The sequence below is a fragment of the Hyphococcus sp. genome (assembly GCF_965228385.1).
Classification (GTDB): domain Bacteria; phylum Pseudomonadota; class Alphaproteobacteria; order Caulobacterales; family Parvularculaceae; genus Hyphococcus.
In genome coordinates, this window is the sequence record NZ_OZ245810.1 from 854,323 (window position 1) to 873,285 (window position 18,963).

Consider the following 18,963-nt stretch of genomic DNA (forward strand, 5'->3'; position numbering starts at 1 on the left):
GTTCAGCTTTCCTCCGGCCAGTAAAGGCGCATCGGATTATCGACGAGCAGCTTATGTTGAAGCTCTTTTGTCCGTGCGATGCGGGGAATCATATCCACCAGCCATGCGTCGTCCGGCATGTGGCTTTTTAGATTGGGATGCGGCCAGTCGGTGCCCCACAAAACCCGGTCGGGAAAGTCCTCGACGACCTTTGATGCGAAGGGCGCGAAATCATCATAACTCGGCGGGCCTGAAACCGATAACCGTTCCGGGCAGGTGACTTTCGACCAGACATGATCATTGTGGCTCATGAGTTTCAGGAAAAGAGAAAACTCGGGTCCCTCCAGAGATTTGGTTAGATTGGGGCGGCCCATGTGATCGACGACAACGGTCGTATCGATTGAGGAAATAAAATCAAACAGGTCCGGAAGATCCGGTGCTTCGAAATAGATGACGATGTGCCAGCCGTATTTGTTGATCCTCTTTACAAGCCCGGCGAGGGCCTCCGGCGCAATAGGATCGACGAGGCGTTTGACAAAGTTGAACCGAATGCCTTTAACGCCGCCATCATTGAGCGCATCCAGTTCCTCATCGGTCACTGACGGTTTTACCGACGCGACGCCCTTCGCGTTGCCATTGGCGTGTACAATGGCGTCAAGCGTCGCGCGATTATCGGCGCCATGACAGGTCGCTTGCACCAGCACATTGCGTGAAAAGCCGAGATGATCGCGCAAAGCAAAAAGCTGGTCTTTCGACGCGTCGCATGGCGTGTATTTGCGTTCCGGCGCGAAGGGGAATTCGGCGCCCGGACCGAAAACATGACAATGGGCGTCAACCGCGCCGGGCGGCGGCTTATAGGACGGCGTTGAGGGATTGGCGCGCCAGTCAAGCCAGCCTTCGGTTTTCTGGAACGCCGCGCTCATGAGGCCCGCTCCCTCAGGATGCGGTCAAGGCGCGGATAGACGCGCCGTGCATTGCCTTCGAAGACCTTTTGTTTGTCTGCGTCTGAGATATCGAGATTATCGACATAGCGCTTGGTGTCGTCGAAATATTGCCCCGTCTGCGGATCGATGCCGCGCACGGCGCCAATCATTTCCGAGCCGAAGAGAATATTGTCGACGTCGATCACATCAAAGAGAAGATCGATGCCCGGCTGGTGATAAACGCAAGTGTCGAAATAGACGTTCTTCATAACGTGGCCGTCCAGCGAGGGCTGTTTCAGCATGTCGGCAAGGCCGCGATAGCGTCCCCAATGATAGGGAACAGCGCCGCCGCCATGGGGGATGATGAGTTTGAGGTCAGGAAAGTCCTTGAACAGATTCCCCTGGATGAATTGCATGAAAGCGTTGGTGTCCGCGGCGATGTAGTAAGAGCCCGTGGCGTGAAAAGCCGGATTGCATGAGCCCGATACGTGGATCATCGCCGGAACTTCAAGTTCTACGATTTTTTCGTAAATTGGATACCAGTATTTGTCTGTGAGCGGCGGCGCCGTCCAATGACCGCCTGAAGGATCGGGATTCAAATTCACGCCGACGAAGTCCAGTTCCGTAACGACCCGTTCCAATTCTTCGATGGCGTCGTCAAGCGGCGCATCGGGGCGCTGCGGCAGCATGCCGACGCCGATGAAACTGTCAGGGAAAAGTTCGGTGACTTTGTGAATGAGATCGTTGCAGGCGCGGGACCAGTCGATGGCGGTTTCGCGATCGCCCACATGCGGCTCCATGGCGGATGCGCGCGGGCTGAATAGTGTCATGTCGCCGCCGCGTTCTTTTAAGAGTTTCAGCTGATTGTTTTCGATAATCTCGGCGATTTCATCATCGGCCATGCCGGGAAGCGGCGGGCGCGGCAGAGACGTATCTTCAATCCGTGATTTTTGCGCGGCGCGAAAATCCGTATGCGCTTTGGGAACAAGTGTCTGATGACCATGACAGTCGATAATCATCGGGTCATCTCCAATTTTTTGTTCTTTTTTGCGGCTTGCGTGTGAATGACGGCGAGCAATTGATCCAGTTCATCAACAGCGCCATCCATATCAAGACTTGCAGCATAGGCCTGGCGCATAACCGTCGCGTTCGCCATCCAAGGATCAATACCGGCGTCGGCGACCGTGCGCGCGGCTTCCTGCATCTCCTCCGCGCGCCGGGTCCCGTGTTGCAGCGTACGCGAAATCATATAGCGTGCGTGTTCGCGCCAGTTCGGATGCGGGAACAGATTCTCAAGCGATGCGATGACGTCGTCTTCAACGCCGTAATGTCGGGCGGCGAGTAGCGACTCCGAGATCAGCGCTTCCATTCCCTTGATCACCACGCTGCGGCAGAGTTTCGCTGCCGCGGTTTTGCCTTGGATTGCTGAATAGAACTTGGCGTCTGAAAAGCCGAAATCGGCGGCGACGCTTTCGAATTCGCGCGCGTGCCGTCCGCCGAGAAGAATGGGCGCGGCAAGGCGCTTTGGCTCAATCGGAGACATAACCGACGCTTCGATGTAGCGCCCCCCGGCTTGTTCGATCGCCGCGGAGGCTTTCGCTTTGGCGGCTGGCGATGCAGAGTTCAAATCAAAATACCAGGCGCCCTTTTTAAGCGCGGCGCTAGCCGCTTGCGCCGCCGCAACTGTCGAAGCCGCTGTCACTGCGGAAATCGCAATGTCCGCATCGATTACACAAGCGCTTGTTGACGCTGTTTTTCGAGCCGCGCTGTTGGCGATCGCTTTGGACGGTGATGAGTGGCCATCATCGAACTTAATGTCGAAAGCGGCGATGGCGGCTTGCGTTCTGACCGCAAGATCGGCGGCCAGGACTTGGCCCACTTCGCCATATCCGATAAGCGCAATCTTATTGATGTTCATGCCGCGCTCCAAGCCGCTGACGGGATATAAATTTCGCCGCGCATTAACAGGCGCGCCGTACGTAACAATGCACAGCGTTTGACCGCAAACGCCTCGCCGTCTTTTTCCAGTTCAAGATCGACCGTGAAAAACCCTGAAGGATGCTCAATATCCATTCGGCGCCAGCCTGCCGACGCTTTCGAAACGCTCGCCGCAACGGAGCCGGGCAGGGCCGCCGCCGCCGCAACGCTGACGGCGCCAAGAACGCCGATGGCTTCGTGAACGCGATGCGGAATGAATGTCCGGGTCGATAGCGCGCCGCCACCTCTCGGCGGAGACACCAGGGTCATTTTCGGCACTGTTTTCGCTTTGACGTCGCCCAGGTTCATCGAAAAGCCAGCTTCAAGTCTTATAGCTTCAATTTGCGATTTCAATTTATCATTGGCCTCGAGGGACGCCGGCGTTTCATCGCCCGTCAGGCCGAAATCCCGAGCGCGGAGAAGCACGACAGGCATGCCATTATCGATGCAAGTCGCTTCAACGCCCGCGAACTTATCGACAATATTGCCTGTTGGCAGCAGTGAACCGCAATTTGATCCCGCAATATCCAGAAATTCAATTGAAACAGGCGCCGCCGCGCCGGGCACCCCGTCAATCGCTGCGTCGCCTTCATACTCGACAATTCCTCCAGGCGTTTGTACCGTCGCAACGGCAAGTGAGCCGTTATTAATTGTCCGTATACGAACACGCGTCTCGCCCTGTAGCGCCGCAATCAGCCCGTTTTCAACAGCCCACGGACCAACGCCCGCCAATATATTGCCGCATGGCTGGCTGTTGGAGACTTGCCGCTCATTAACAGCCGCCTGTAAAAATAGATAATCCACATCCGCATCCGGGTGATCGGACGGTGAAAGCACAGCGATTTTTGACGTGAGCGGATGCGCGCCGCCAACGCCGTCTATCTGTCGCGGATCGGGCGAGCCCATGGCGGCCAATAGTACAGCGTTGCGAGCCGCCTCATTCGAGGGCAAATCGGCAGCGTTGAAATAGAGACCTTTAGAGGTCCCGCCGCGCATTAAAGTTGCTGGAATTGCCCGCAACATAGCCTATTTGAAGTCCTTCTGATCGATATATTTAAGGCCCTTTTCGGCCAGCCGCTCGCGCATCTTGTAAATGTCGAGGCCGAGTTCGCCATTGGCCAGCCGCTGGCGTTTCGTTTCTTCATTCGCCTCGCGATCCTGCGATTTTTTTAGGACGTCAGCGGCGTCCTCACGCGCCACAATTACGACGCCGTCATCATCAGCGATGACGAGGTCGCCTGGTTTGACGAGCTGGCCGGCGCAAATGACGGGCACATTAACGTCGCCCAGCGTTTCCTTGACCGTGCCCTGGCTGAAAACGCATTTTGACCAGACCGGAAACCCCATTGCCGTAAGATCTTTTGTGTCGCGCACGCCGGCGTTGATGATCAGTCCTTTGACGCCGCGCGCTTTTAAAGACGTTGCGAGCAGGTCGCCGAAATATCCGGCGTCAGAGTCGGAAGTTGGCGCCAGCACCAGAACATCGCCCGGCTGGCATTGTTCAACCGCCACATGAATCATCCAGTTGTCGCAAGGCGGCGCAGAAATCGTTATCGCCGGACCGGCGAGATAGGCGCCGGAATAAACGGGACGGATTTGCGGACCGAGCAGGCCCTTGCGATCTTGCGCTTCATGTACGGTCGCGACGCCATATTTACCCTTTAAATAGGCGTCGACGATCTTTCTCTCAGGCCGCGCGATATTGGTTACGACGACTGCCATTAGTTTCCAGCGCTCCCATAAGATTTTTTCCAGTATCGGCAATTGGACCGTTATGATGAAATTAGAAATTTGCACGTATTATAAGGAAACGCTAATGCAGTAATATAGACTGAAACCATGCTGGAGCGGCGCATGAAGGCGCAATGGCCGAATTTATGGCATTTACAGGTATTTTTAATTGTGTTGCAGACGCAAAATCTCTCGCGCGCCGCCATACAGCTTCAGCTAACACAGTCCGCCGTCAGTCAAGCGGTAGCGCGTCTTGAAACATATTTCGAAGCTAGCCTCGCCAGCCGGGATGCAACCCGCGTCCATCCCACGCCGTTCGGAGAGATCGTAGCTGTCAGGGCTGAACGCGCTTATGCTTTCCTGTCTGAAAGTCTTCGTGATGCTGCAAATATCCCAAACCGGCGAGTGATGCAGATTGTCCGGACGATTTCCGCCTCGCGACTTCAAGCGCTTGTCGCTGTCGCGCGCTATCAGGGGTTTGCCGCTGCGGCGCGTTCAGTGGATATATCCGCGCCGTCCCTCCATCGCGCTGCGCGCGATCTTGAACGCACGCTTGAGATTGAGCTTTTCGAATCCACCAGCTTCGGCGTGAGGCCTAATCGGAAAGCCGAGAGAATCGCACGGGCCGCAGCTCTTGCATTCTCGGAAATTAGCCAGGCGCGAGCGGAAATCGATGCAAAAAAGGGGAAGGGGTCCGGCTCCACTGTTATAGGCGCAATGCCGCTGGCGCGAACCCATCTCGTTCCGGCGTCTGTCGAAATGTTCAGCCGCGATTATCCAGATCACAGGTTTACGATCATAGAAGGCGCCTATGACGATCTTCTGGCCGGCCTTCGGCGCGGTGATATTGATATATTAGTGGGCGCCTTGCGAGAAGATTTGGCCTTCCCGAATATCGTGCAGGAAGAAGTTTTCGCTGATCAACTTGCCTTGGTTATGCGAGCCGCTCATCCGCTGGCGCAGGGCGGGCGTTTGACCAAATCCTCTCTGCGCAAATTTGCGTGGGTCGCGCCAAGGGCTGAGTCGCCATTGCGCCGGCATTTTGAGTCTCTCTTTGCTCCTGAAGAGCCGCCGGAAGACTTGATTGAGTGCAACTCACTGGGCGCAGTCCGCGTTATATTGATGAATTCAAATCGATTGGCGCTGCTCTCTGACGCACAAATCAGGTATGAAAAAAAAGCCGGTATGCTTGTGGCAAAGACTGCGCCCGGGCCGGCGAGGGTGCGATCGATTGGTCTTACCAAAAGACAATCGTGGGAGCCGACCGAGATTCAACACCGTTTTCTCACTTTGCTGAAAAAAAACGCACGCATGAAATGAAATCGAACAGCGTGGTTCAGACGCTCTCCCGCAAACCGGGATTATAAGAAGCGATCGCTTATATCGTTGCGCGATCAGCATGGATTTCAGACCGGCCAAATCACAGCTGGCGTCTTCGATTCGTCGGCATTTCATCGGCTTGGTTCACTGGACCTGACCGCCGGCCGCCGCAGGCTCGCGCCACTGGCCGTGATCTGGCATAAATAACCAGAAGACCGGCATTGCGGGTTGCAAAGCATTGAAACCGCCTGTTAATTGCGCCGGTATTGCGGACGTGGCGGAACCGGTAGACGCAACAGACTTAAAATCTGTCGGGAGTAATCCCGTGGGGGTTCAAGTCCCCCCGTCCGCACCACAAGATGAGGGTGGGAACCGCGGAATGCGGAACTTACCTTCGACCTCAAAATACAAGCTTCTATTCAAAACGAAATTGTATCAGTAGCTGTTCTCAACACCCATGCAGCTGTGCAAACGCCTAGTTATCCTTACCCTGTGTGATTTGCTGCCGCGCGTGCGATATAAAACCGGCCCGGTTTTTAAAAAACAATATTCATTTATGGCCGGGTTTCTATACCAGTTTCGAATTCATGCGGCGGAAATTTATCGAGAAGCATCCATTCAGGCATATTGCTGACGTAAAAGAATTAAAAAAATTTACGTTGGTTTCGGCTGATGCGCAATCAATCTTGCTTTGGTGCAAGCTATTGTTTCTCATGCGAAATATTTAGCTGTTTCTTATCTGGCCCTCCATATAAATACCATCAAACATACCAATTATACAAAAGTGGCATAAATAACTTATTGACAGGTGCTTCAGCATTGGTAGATCTTTAAAACAACAATAACAGTCGACGCCATGGGAGGGGTCAATGAAACAGTCGAAATTTACGACGCCGGTAGTGTGCCAACAGAAATCAAATGGACGGCGTCTGCTCTTGCTGACGTCGGCGCTTGCGCCTGCCTTAACGCTCCTGGGGGGGCAAGCCTACGCACAGCAAGAGGATACGCAGGACGTCATCGTTGTTACAGGAAGCCGGAAAGTCGTTCAGGATTCTATCAATCTTAAGCGGAATTCCACGCAGGTTGTCGACGGTCTTTCGGCGGAAGAAATTGGGGATCTTCCGGCGCTTTCCATTGGCGAGGCGTTAGAAAACGTCACGGGTGTTGCGTCTCACAGGGAGAATGGCGGCGCGACAGAAGTATCAATTCGCGGGCTTGGTCCATATCTGTCATCGACGGTTGTAAATGGACGCGCAGCGACAAATGGATCGGGTGACCGCTCGGTAAACTTTTCGCAGTTTCCATCAGAAATGATGAGCAAGCTGGCTGTTTTTAAAACACAAGACGCGAGCCAGCTTGAAGGCGGGGTTGCCGGGCAAATTCAGCTGGAAACGTTGAAGCCTCTGGAATTCGGCAGGCGTCGTTTTCAAGTCGAGGCAAAAGGCAACATCAATCCGGATCAGCTCAATCAGAGCGATACGATAGCGGGGGATATCGGCTATCGCGTAACCGGCAGTTATACAGACCAATTTGACGTCGGCTCGGCAGGCGAGATTGGGTTGTCGATCGGGTACCAGCGCAGTGATATTTCCCAGCCGGAAGCCGAAGCCCGTCAGACTGGTCCCACAAGCAACTCACGTCCGGCTTGCCTGATCACAAATGGATTGGCCGCATATGAAGACCCTGTTAACGGCGGAACTTTCACAGGATTTTCCAACAACCCTGAAACAGCGGACGTAGGCGATGATGACTGCGACGACGTCAACGACGATGAATTCGATATCGCCTTGTCGGGACGTAATTCCCTTGTGGAAGGCGTAGATACGTCTTTGGTCAACGGTGTGGCGGTTGACGCCGGCGTTCCGTTTGTTTTCGCGCCTTCTCAGCGGCATTTTCGTCAGAACGACACCCGCGATGAGCGCGATGCGATTTTCGGCGGATTTCAATGGCAGCCCAGCGATCGCGTTGATATCAATTTTGATGTGCAATGGTCAGAGCGCAAACAATCCGAACTCCGCAATGATCTGACGTTTAATGGCGGCCGCCGCAACGATACGTCGCTGAATATCGGTCCGGGCGGATCGACGACAACGTTGGATTCGCTGGAATATACGGACACGGGCGCAGTTCTCTATCAAATTACTGATAATACGATTGAAGTCCAAGGAGGTGACTTTCAGCGTGTGGAAAGATATTTTGGCGGCGGTCTGAATATCGACTATGCTGTAACCGATCGTCTGACCGTATCGCTCGACGCTTCCTATTCGGATACTGAACGGATGGAGCAGGCGAAGGAATTCCGTATACAGTCGAATCTGTCGCCTGTGATCGTGTATGATCGTACGGATGGCCGCAATGTGCCGCAATACACGCTTTTTGATGACGTGTTTGATGTCAATGACCATTCAAATTACGTTGATCGCCTGCGTGTTCGCATCGACAATGATCTCTTTCGTGACAATACCATCAAGGCGGGACGCTTTGACGTAGACTATGTGGTTGACAACGGCTTTTTTACAAACTTCACAGCCGGTGTGAGGTGGGCCCAGCAAGACTATCTGGAACTGCCGGGCGGGGTTGATTCAGGGGATGCGTACAACATCAACGCCGGACGCTTTTCTTTCGAGATCGAAGACAACACGGACTTGAACATCAACAATACGCAAGTTGTCGATGGCGACGGCGGCATGGGAACAGGTCTCGCCTCCAGTTGGGTCGATATTATCGCTTCGGTGAATTCGGCGTGTCAGACACAGTTTCCGGAAGATAACTTCTTGAGCAGCCAGCGTTCGGGCGACCTCGTCACGAATGTCGCGGATGATGGAACAGTAATCAGCTCTACAAATTCCTGGGCGACTTTTGACGCAGCGTGTGTGGCCGATACTTCCGTTTCAGCTTTGAACTCCATTCTTGATGAAATCAATCTGGCTATTGCTGACCGGGGTGATGTCGATGACCCGCTGACAATGTTGAGCAGCGCGATTCCCGCTCTTGAAGTCATGAACAGCCGGACCATCGATGTAGAGGAAGTCACAAAAGCGTTTTACGCGATGACCAACTATGAGACCAGCCTTGGCGCTTTGCCGGTCTCGGGAAACATTGGCGTACGCGTTGTTCAGACAGAGGTGGAAGCGACAGGTTATCGCTCCGAGTTGACGGTGACCGAAACTGACGGCGTCTTTACGATTTCGGAAGGCTCCCTGATTCCGGTTACCCAGTCACATGATTATACCACCGTATTGCCGAGCGCGACGGCGATTGTCGAACTGACTGATGACAAGCTCTTGCGTTTCGGCGTCTTCCGGGCGTTGTCACGGCCTGATCCGGCGGATATGGGATTTGGCCGCAGCATTAACGTCATCGGTGAAGATGAAGATGCGACGTCTTTGGAAGACCTCATTCAAAACATTACGGCTAGCGGAAACCCATCTATTGATCCGTTGAAGTCGTGGAATTTCGATGCGGGTTTTGAGTGGTACCCGAACGAAGATTCTATCTTTGCCGTCAGTGCATACTACAAGCTCTTCCAGGGCGGCTTTGAAAACGTCATCGCCAATGAGACTTATGTTCTCAACGGGCAGGACGTGGTGTTCCCGGTCGCCGTTCAACAGACCAGCGATCAAACAAGTAATTTGTTTGGCATAGAGGTCACGGCGGCGCATCGCTTCAGCTATCTTCCCGGCCTCTTGAGCGGTCTCGGTGCTAAAGTCAGCTACAATTACGTCGATTCAAATTTTGAATTTGAGGATAGCCGTTATGGCGATCTCTTCACGCGTCAATTAGATGGTTCGATTGTTCAGACCAATGAAGGCATTATCGCGCCGGGCGGATTGCCGGGGCTATCGTCAAATACGTTATCGGCGCAGGTTTACTACCAGATTGGCAAGCTCGATCTTCAGGTTAACTACAAATATCGCGATAGCTATTTTCAGCCATTCGTATCGGACGGGACGCGTCTGCGTTATATTGGCGACGTCGGGGTCTGGGAAGCGCGCGCTTCATATTATCTGACTGATAATGTCCGGCTGACGGCGGAGGCGATTAACCTCTTCAGTGCGCCAAAAGAACAGTTCGCGTTCGTTCGGGACGACCTCTACGAAGTCAATGATTACGGCCCGAGAATATTCTTTGGCGCGCGGGCAAGATTCTAGCCGGATTTTCGCGAGATATATGATTTGACGAGCTTGGTGCGCCTGGCCCGTCTTCAGACCCCGCCAGACCGTCCTCCCGCGGTCTGGCGGGTTTTTTTATTGGGAATTGAAGCGTTATTCGCGACAGATGAGGCGGCTCAAAAATTGGTATGCAAGAACAAAGAATATCTTAAACCAAAAATATAATCCAATTATGGTAATTTGGGCTATTTTTTAAATTGACAAATTTTTAAAAATTGGTCCATTCTCAGAACATAAACAAACAATATCCTGGGAGGGATTTCATGTCTCAAGCGTATCGTCGCGGACGCCGCGAGGTTGCCCGCAATTTCAAAGCAGTACTGCTTTCGTCGGCGATTGCGCCGACCTTGATGATGTATTCCGGCGGCGCTGTCGCTCAGGACGGCGAGCCCGAAGACGTCATTATTGTTTCCGGCATCAGAGGCTCACTGACGAGCGCGCTAAATGAAAAGCGCGCTGCGCCGAGCCTTGTAGAGGTCATCAAGGCTGAGGATATTGGCAAGCTGCCGGACCAGAACCTGGCCGAAGTTCTTGAGAATATCACGGGCGTTCAAATCACCCGTACCGCGGGCGTCGGCACCGGAGTTCAAATCCGCGGCACAAATGACAACCGTGTGGAGATCAATGGCGTGTCGACGGTGGGGTCTGGCACCGGGCGCGGCGGTATAAGCTTTGAAGATATAAACGCCGCTATCATTGCCGCCGTTGAAGTCACCAAAGCGCCAACTGCTAAAACAATTGAAGGTTCAGTAGGCGGCACCGTCAACCTTCGCACAATTCGTCCGCTTGACTTGAGAGGACCATTAATCGCTCTCCGGGCGCAAGGCGAATATAGCGAACTGTCAGACAGCATTTCGCCCCGGTTTGCCGGCAGCTTCGGCAATCGTTGGGAAACGGGTGCAGGCGAAATCGGCATTGTGGTCAGCGGAAGTTATACTGAACAGGAGGCGACGTCATTCCGCCCGCGTGTTGACAGGGATGTTGTGGTCCCTGCCGGCGCAGCCGTTACAGCGAGCGGCGATCCCGGGCCGACCACTCCTTTTCTCGGCATCCAGTTTTTGAATCAGGAACTCGAAAATTTCGAATATGAAACCATCAACATTGCCGGCACGCTGGAATGGGCTCCGAGCGATAATCTGAAATTTTATTTCGATACGATCTACAATGATCAGGAGCGCCGGCAGGATAGTTCGCGCATCCAGGCGTCTGGGGTTAGTTCGCTACTTTTAAACAATGTTCCCTCAACATTCGAAACGGTTGATTTTGGAACGCTGGACGGTGTCGACTTCGGCAGTATAGATGCGGCGGAAACGGGGACCATTCAGCCGAATCTGGCTGTCGATGATGACGACCCGAATTTGCGTTTCTCCAGCGACGTGGGCGCGCGCATCACCACCAGCGAGATTTACAGGGCTGGAACGGAGTTTGAAGTTGGCCGTGCGTCGGTGCGCCTGGAAGGGTCTATATCAACGTCGGATACATTCAGCCCGGACCTCAGTACGACATTGAACTTTATCAACCCCAACCCGCTGACGCCACTCGATGGCACAAGCAATGATAACGCCGTTCCGTTTATTTACGACCTTTCGGGCGGCGCATTAACATTTGGGGTCGATTTTGATTCCCCATTTGCGCCGACGGTTTCTGATTTGCTTGATCCCAATAATGTTGTGCTGGATGCAATCACTGTTGGCCGCAACAGAACGGAAAACGAAGAAAAAGCGTTTCGTGCTGACTTCTCTATCGATACAAATGACAGCTATATAGACGCGCTAATTTCTTCTATTGATATTGGCTTCCGCTTTAACAAAACATCGACCGCCTTTGACCAGGTCCGCTCGACTTTTGGGACCGGTGATATATCGGCAAGCCCTAATGGCGCTCTGTTCTCGGATCTTCTCGTTCCCGGCCCCTCAAATTTTGGTGACTTTGACGGTAGAGAGTTGGCGTTCCGCAACTTCCTTCTTATTGATCCGAACCGGGCCTTTTCCGATGCAGAAGGAACACTGGATGCATTACAGACCGCGCTTGCGACGACAACCGGTTCAATAGATGATCCCACATTTGTGCCTGAAGGCTCGTTTGCCGTCGACGAAAGCACTTTCGCTTTCTATACCCAGGCCAATTTTGATATCGGGATAGTGCGCGGGAACGTCGGTCTGCGTTATGTTGATACGACAATTAATTCCTTCGGCAACAACGTGGCGGCAGGCGTTGCAACGCCTGTAATGGCGAGCGGCGACTATACGGAATTGCTGCCGCGAATAAATGTTATTGCCGATCTGACCGATGATCTGGTGCTCCGGGCGAGTTGGGGCGAAGATATCAACCGTCCGGATTTTAACGATCTCTCGCTCTCGATAAATTTCCCCACTGGCCCGAATGACGCCGTAAACATCGGCAACCCGAATCTGGCGCCGGAAACTGTGACCTCGTATGATATTTCCCTGGGCTGGTATTTCGCGCCTTCATCAGTTGTAAGCGTCGGTTTCTTCCATAAGAGCCGTACAAACTTGTTTGTCGCCCAGCTGGAAGATGTTGCTGTGGACGGGATGGGCTTCAGGGATATCACCCCTCCGTGTGAAGGCGGCGGCATTTTCAATCCGCTGCCGGATCGCAATGTGTTGTCCGACGTGCCGGGAAATGGGTTGTGTGTGCCTATTCAGACGGTCATCAACGACACTGCAAAAACAACGCAAACAGGCATCGAGCTGGCGTTGCAGTATGACCTCTCTGCATTTGAGGATACATTGGGCTTTGCTTCCGGATTCGGCTTTATAGGAAACTATACCTATCAGGAGTTTGGCGGCGGCGAAGCTACCAATAGTGCGTCGACCCGAGGCGCTGATATTTTTGACGCCAGCACCGGAGGCTCCGGACCATACACGGCCGTGCAAGGCTTGCTGGATTTTTCAAAAAATGCTTACAACGTCACGCTGTATTATGAAAAATACGGTATTTCGGCCAGAGCGCGCTACACATGGCGTGATGCATTCCGCACACTGGATACTGCGGGTGGCGCTACGCTCAACAGTACTTTGGGTTTCCCGGTTGTTTCAGAATCTAGAGGACAGCTGAACGCCAGTATCAATTACGCTGTCACTAATAATCTGGATGTGGGCGTTGAAGCGGTGAACCTCACGAAATCTGAAATTACCCAGTCCTGTGTCAATGAAGGCGCGCTACTGTGTTTCCAGGGTTTGCCTGATCGGAGAATAACTTTTGGCGCAAGCTACAAGTTCTAAAGGTCGCTGACTTGGTCTGCTCGCGCCCAGATTATCGTGATTAACCTTCGTAATGGTCCGTTTGTTTTCTCACGGAAGCAGGCGGGCCGTTTTCTTGTCGGCGTCCGGGCTGTGTTTATGAAAATTCAACTGGAAATTGGTATGTAAAATCGATATGGTCTACGCAAAGGCATGGAATCATGACGTTTTATATGCGTAACCGACAGGCAGGCGGATCTCGATGAGTGAAAAACGGCTATATCATACTGTAGCGGAACAAATTAAGGACTTGATTCAGTCAGGATCGTTTCCGCCGGGAAGCCGTTTGCCAGGCGAGCGCGATCTTGCCGAACAGCTGGGTGTTAGCCGGGTAACGGTGCGCGAAGCCGAGATCGCGCTGGAAGCGATCGGGCTGTTGGACATTCGGGTTGGTTCCGGTGTCTATGTTTTACGGAAATTGCGAGAAGACGGGCAGGCCATGCCCGATGTCGGCGCATTCGAATTGACAGAAGCGCGCTCCGCAATCGAATCCGAGGCTGCGGCGCTGGCGGCGGCGGCGATTACGAATGAAGAGCTCGACAGGCTTGATGAAATTGTCGAACGCATGAGCGCGGATACTGATCCAGATAGTCCGCTGGAAGCTGACGCGGATCGCGAGTTTCACCTCACCATTGCCCGCGCAACAAAGAATAATGCGATGCTGGAAACAATAGAACGCCTATGGCGTATCCGGAACGAAAAGCCTGAAGTCAAACAGGCGTATGATTCGATTTGTGAGATAAATCCAGAAAAGCGCCTTAAGGAACACCGGGATATTGCCGTCGCTTTGCGAAAGCGCGATCCGGAACGGGCGCGTAAAGCCATGCGCACACACTTCAAATGCATCATAGAAGCGATGTTAAGCACGATGGAAGCGCAAGCGATCGAAGAGGCGCGCCGCCGGACTCAGGAAAGCCGCGAGCGGTTTCTCAATGGCGCGCCTGCGCTTTCATAAAGCAGCTATTGGCATATTTTATAACATACCAAATAATTTGACCATTTATTTAAATTGGACTGCAAAAACAGTTGTCCAATCCTGAATCTTCCCGTATGGTTCTGAAAAACAACCGCATAAAGCGGCAACAAGAATCAGAAGGGAGAAACAATGGGTGGCCAATCCCTATTATTATTGCGCGCAAGCCGGCTGAAGCGGATTGCAGGATTGACCTTGGCGGCGACATTGCTCGGCGCAAATCCGGTTCTGGCGGAAGACTATCTTGTAAAAGATCAGGGTGCGTATGAGGACGCCCTTAAGCGATTGCAGCCAGGCGATAAGCTTATCCTGGCGGACGGCGTATGGCGGGATTTCGAAATCGTCTTTCAGGCGGTTGGCGAAGAGGGCGCGCCTATTCTCCTGACTGCGCAAACACCTGGAAAAGTCATCATCAGCGGCCAGTCGAATTTACGAATCGCAGGTGAACATCTGGAAGTCTCGGGACTGGTTTTCAAAAATGGATACACGCCTACAAGCGAAGTCATATCTTTTCGCGTGGACTCGAAAACAGTCGCCAATAATTCCCGGATCACTCAAGTCGTTATAGATAACTACAATCAGCCTGAACGGCAGGAAGTCGATTTCTGGGTGATGATGTACGGCAAGAACAATCGGTTCGATCACAATCACATTGTCGGAAAGCGCAATAAGGGAGTGACGATGGCTGTCCGGTTAAACACCGAGGCGAGCCAGGAAAACCATCACCGCATTGATCACAATTATTTCGGACCAAGGCCAATTTTAGGATCAAACGGCGGTGAGACGTTGCGGATCGGTACGAGTCATTATTCGCTGACTGATTCTTATACAGTCGTTGAAAACAATTACTTTGACCGCGCCGATGGCGAACTTGAAATTATCTCGAACAAATCTGGAAAGAACACGTTCCGCAATAACACTTTTTATAAATCCCGCGGCACGCTGACGATGCGGCATGGGAATGACAATCTTGTAGAGGGAAATGTCTTCTTCGGCGAAGATGTGGATCACACAGGCGGCATTCGCGTCATCAATGCGGGGCAGGTAATACGCAATAATTATATGGAAGGCTTGAAGGGAACGCGGTTTGGCGGCGCGTTTGTGGTCATGAACGGCGTACCCAATTCGCCTATCAACAGATATCATCAGGTCAAGGACGCAAGAATAACAAATAACAGTCTGATTAACAGCGATAACATACAACTGGCCGCGGGAAGCGATGCAGAGCGTAGCGCTGTTCCCGTTGACAGCGAGTTTTCCAGCAATCTGATCTATCATGAAAGCGGCGAAAATGTATTCACCGTCTATGACGATGTTTCGGGAATCACGTTTTCCGAAAACGTGATTGCGCCCATGAATCCGCCGGATTTCGCCGAAGGTTTTCGGCTTGAAGAGATTGCGCTTGAGCGCGCGGGCAATGGATTGTTGTATCCGGCAAAGGATATCGACGCCGGCGCGCCGCGCGATCTTGTCGTCGTGACGAAGGAAGAGACAGGCGTCTCCTGGTATCCAAAGTCAGAACCCATCGTCGAGTTCGAATCGGGCCGGACAATAGAGGTATCGCCGCAACAAAACGCGCTTTTCGAGGCTGTCAGCGAAGCTGAGCCCGGCGATACGATAGTGTTGCAGCCGGGAGAATACGTTGTCAGCAAATTTCTCAAAATCAACAAACCAATATCAATCAAGGGAAGGGGGAAGGTTGATATAACCTTCGAACGCTCCGCGCTCTTTGAAATTCTTGACGGGGGCAGCCTCAGGCTGTCGCGCGTCAACATCTCCGGCGGCAAAGCGCCGGATAATGCAGGCAACGCCGTCATTCGCACCAGTCCTTATTCGATGCTGGAGAATTACAGGCTGGAAATTATCGATACGCACTTCACGAACATGGATGTGAACCATTCCTTCAATATCATTTCAGCCGCCAAGGGCACGTTCGCGGACAATATTCTGATCAAGGACTCAAGCGTCAAAGACGTCACCGGCGCAGTATTGAAACTCGACAAGGAAATCGATGATTATGGAATCTACAACGCAGAATATCTGACGATTTCAAACTCGACTTTTGAGAATATACAGGGCGCGTTGGTAGACTTTTATCGCGGCGGCACGGATGAAAGCACTTTCGGACCGCATTTCGAGCTCAAGGATTCGCGTTTGTCGAATGTGGGCGGCGGGAACCGAAACAAATCAAAAACGTCAATTCATCTCCATGGCGTTCAGGTCACGGAAATTTACGGCAACACCATTGAAGACAGCGAGCCGTTCCTCATCAATCACACTGTTGGCGAACCCAAAACGCGGATCCATGACAACGCATTTATCAACACGCCGCTTCCAGAAAACAACGAGCTCAACAGCGGTCTGAAACCGACGGCGGAGATTGAAAACAACAAGGTCAAAAACCGGTGACATTAAATTCTCTCATATTGATGTGCGGATTGGCCATGGCGATAGCGTCATGTCAGCAAGCGGATGATGCATCGATGCAGAACGGCGTAACTGAAACGCAGGCGAGTCAGTCGAGAACAGCTACGGCGAACCCGGAGAATCAATCTATCTCATTTGCAGATACGCTTGATGCGCTGGCGACAAAAATCGACGCTCAAATCACTGTGCCGATTGTCGTGCCGGTCCCTAAAGACGCTGGCGGCGGTTACACGCATGAACAGCATAAAACAAATGCAAAGACGATTTACGAAGCTGGAAAACTGTTTGAGTTTACAGGAGACGATCGCTATGCGGCGTTCGCCGAGAAAATCCTGCTTGCCTATGCGGACATGTATCCCGGTCTTCCGTTGCATCCCGAACAAAAGGAACAGTCGCCCGGTCGTCTTTTCTGGCAAAACCTGAACGAGAGCTGGTGGCTCGTTTACGCCATTCAAGGGTATGACAGCATTAAAAATACACTGTCGTCGGATGCTCGCGAGAAAATTGAAAACGATCTTTTGCGTGAAATAACGACATTCCTGTCAGAAGGGTCGCCGGAGACGTTTAACAAGATCCACAATCATGGCACATGGGCAACCGCCGCTGTTGGTATGACAGGCTATGTGATTGAAGATCAGGAGCTTGTTGAAAAGGCGCTGTTTGGGTTGGACAAGTCGGGAGACTATGGCTTTTTAAAACAATTGGACGAATTGTTTTCGCCTGATGGTTATTACAATGAAGGCCCCTATTATCAGCGCTACGCTTTGATGCCGTTCGTACTTTTCGGACAAGCCATTGAGCAAAACGAACCGCAGCGAAAAATATTCAACTATCGCGACGGGATTTTGCGAAAAGCGATCTATGCGACAATCCAGCAAAATTACGGCGGGCTGTTTTTCCCGATAAACGACGCAATCAAAGACAAAGATATAGCGACCGCAGAATTACAATACGGCGTCGCCATCGCTTATGACCTGACCGGCGATCCGGGGCTGCTTTCGATCGCCAAAGCGCAAGGGCAGGTGGTTCCGACCAAGGGCGGAAAGAAGCTTGCGGATGCGCTGGCGCGCGGCGAGGCCGAGCCTTTCGATTATACGCCCATGCGGCTTCGCGACGGGGCCGCCGGCGATCAGGGCGCGCTCGATATTTTGCGCGCCTCTAACGATCCCGATGATTTGGCGGTTGTGGTGAAGAATACATCGCAAGGGCTTGGGCATGGGCATTTCGATAAGCTCGGACTGCTGGTTTATGATGCGGGCCATGAAATCCTCCGCGATTATGGCGCGGCGAGGTTCCTGAACGTCGAAGCGAAGTTTGGCGGTCATTATCTTCCGGAGAACAACAGCTTCGCCAAGCAGACCATTGCGCACAATGCTTTGGTCGTGGACGAGACAAGCCATTTTAACGGAAGCACTGATACCGGAAATAAATTCGCTCCAAATGTCGGACCATTTATCATTTCGGATAATTTGCAGATCACTTCCGCTGAGATCGAAACAGCGTATGAGGGCGTACGTATCGGCCGCACCGTTGCGATGATTAGTGACGCTGCATTTGCACAGCCGATTATTGTTGATCTGGTCGAGGCGCGTTCTGATCAGGCGCATCAGTACGATCTGCCGTTTTATTTTAACGGTCAGATGGTTGAAACGAATTTTGAAATCTCCGCCGAGCCCGTCTCGCGAACGCCGCTTGGTTCTGACAACGGCTACCAGCACCTCTGGCGCGTCGCCGAAAGTGCGGCCGTAAATGGGAATACGCAACTGACCTGGTTATTGGACAGACGATTTTATTCTGTAACCTCGTCTGTTCCCGATAATACAAAAGTTGTTATTGCTGAAATCGGCGCAAATGATCCGAACTTTAATTTGCGCCGTGAGGCGGCGTTCATCTACCGCGCCCGGGGGGACGGCGGCGCATCATTTGCCTCGGTCATCGAACCGCATGGCGAGTATAATCCCACCGTAGAATACACTTCAGATAGTCATTCCAGCGTTAAATCTGTCACTCATGTTGGGTCTGGCGCCGCTGAATTCGTGGTGATTGAAACCCGGGACGGTCAGCAGATCGGGCTCGGGGTCGCCGATAATAGCGAGGCCGGCGCTGTCCACACAATATCGGTCGACGGACAAGAGTTTACCTGGACCGGCCCCTACAAACTTTTCCACTCACAAAAGCACATGGATGAAGGGAAGTAG

Annotated in this window: 11 protein-coding genes and 1 tRNA gene; 7 read left to right on the forward strand and 5 right to left on the reverse strand. The window is 52.6% G+C overall.

The genetic code is table 11. The features are described from left to right. Positions 1–2: 2 nt before the first annotated feature. Genes ACQK2Q_RS03935 through ACQK2Q_RS03955 form a run of 5 tightly spaced genes read right to left on the reverse strand, consistent with a single transcriptional unit; the run spans position 3 to position 4,601 of the window. Complete coding sequence (locus ACQK2Q_RS03935) at positions 3–902, reverse strand: amidohydrolase family protein (protein ID WP_425408445.1); 900 nt, start codon at positions 900–902, stop codon at positions 3–5. After that, positions 899–1,921 carry an amidohydrolase family protein gene (locus tag ACQK2Q_RS03940; protein WP_425408446.1) on the reverse strand — a complete coding sequence of 341 codons (1,023 nt, stop codon included), beginning with the start codon at positions 1,919–1,921 and terminating at the stop codon, positions 899–901. The genes ACQK2Q_RS03935 and ACQK2Q_RS03940 overlap by 4 nt, the downstream gene beginning before the upstream one ends. After that, positions 1,918–2,820 carry a DUF1932 domain-containing protein gene (locus tag ACQK2Q_RS03945; RefSeq protein WP_425408447.1) on the reverse strand — a complete coding sequence of 301 codons (903 nt, stop codon included), beginning with the start codon at positions 2,818–2,820 and terminating at the stop codon, positions 1,918–1,920. Before ACQK2Q_RS03945 ends, ACQK2Q_RS03940 begins: the two co-directional genes overlap by 4 nt. Continuing rightward, entirely contained in the window at positions 2,817–3,902 is a 1,086-nt protein-coding gene (locus tag ACQK2Q_RS03950) for a 4-oxalomesaconate tautomerase (protein WP_425408448.1), read from the reverse strand. The genes ACQK2Q_RS03945 and ACQK2Q_RS03950 overlap by 4 nt, the downstream gene beginning before the upstream one ends. 3 nt (positions 3,903–3,905) lie before the next feature. Next, complete coding sequence (locus tag ACQK2Q_RS03955) at positions 3,906–4,601, reverse strand: 4-carboxy-4-hydroxy-2-oxoadipate aldolase/oxaloacetate decarboxylase (RefSeq protein ID WP_425408449.1); 696 nt, start codon at positions 4,599–4,601, stop codon at positions 3,906–3,908. A 132-nt stretch (positions 4,602–4,733) separates the two neighbouring features. Between ACQK2Q_RS03955 and ACQK2Q_RS03960 the strand changes: the two genes are divergently transcribed. The 7 genes from ACQK2Q_RS03960 to ACQK2Q_RS03990 all read left to right on the forward strand — a co-directional run bounded on the left by ACQK2Q_RS03960 (position 4,734) and on the right by ACQK2Q_RS03990 (position 18,963). Continuing rightward, positions 4,734–5,930 carry a LysR family transcriptional regulator gene (locus ACQK2Q_RS03960; RefSeq protein WP_425408450.1) on the forward strand — a complete coding sequence of 399 codons (1,197 nt, stop codon included), beginning with the start codon at positions 4,734–4,736 and terminating at the stop codon, positions 5,928–5,930. A 268-nt stretch (positions 5,931–6,198) separates the two neighbouring features. After that, positions 6,199–6,285, forward strand: a tRNA-Leu gene (locus ACQK2Q_RS03965). Between the two features lie 514 nt (positions 6,286–6,799). Further along, positions 6,800–10,081 (forward strand): TonB-dependent receptor, encoded by a 3,282-nt coding sequence (locus tag ACQK2Q_RS03970; RefSeq protein WP_425408451.1) that lies wholly within the window; start codon positions 6,800–6,802, stop codon positions 10,079–10,081. Between the two features lie 371 nt (positions 10,082–10,452). Next, entirely contained in the window at positions 10,453–13,347 is a 2,895-nt protein-coding gene (locus tag ACQK2Q_RS03975) for a TonB-dependent receptor (RefSeq protein WP_425411116.1), read from the forward strand. Between the two features lie 220 nt (positions 13,348–13,567). Continuing rightward, entirely contained in the window at positions 13,568–14,320 is a 753-nt protein-coding gene (locus ACQK2Q_RS03980) for a FadR/GntR family transcriptional regulator (RefSeq protein WP_425408452.1), read from the forward strand. A 150-nt stretch (positions 14,321–14,470) separates the two neighbouring features. Further along, positions 14,471–16,747: a chondroitinase-B domain-containing protein gene (locus tag ACQK2Q_RS03985; RefSeq protein ID WP_425408453.1), complete on the forward strand. Its 2,277-nt coding sequence runs from the start codon at positions 14,471–14,473 to the stop codon at positions 16,745–16,747. Between the two features lie 35 nt (positions 16,748–16,782). Continuing rightward, the gene (locus tag ACQK2Q_RS03990) at positions 16,783–18,963 is read left to right on the forward strand and encodes a heparinase II/III domain-containing protein (protein ID WP_425408454.1); all 2,181 of its coding nucleotides are present in this window, start codon (positions 16,783–16,785) and stop codon (positions 18,961–18,963) included.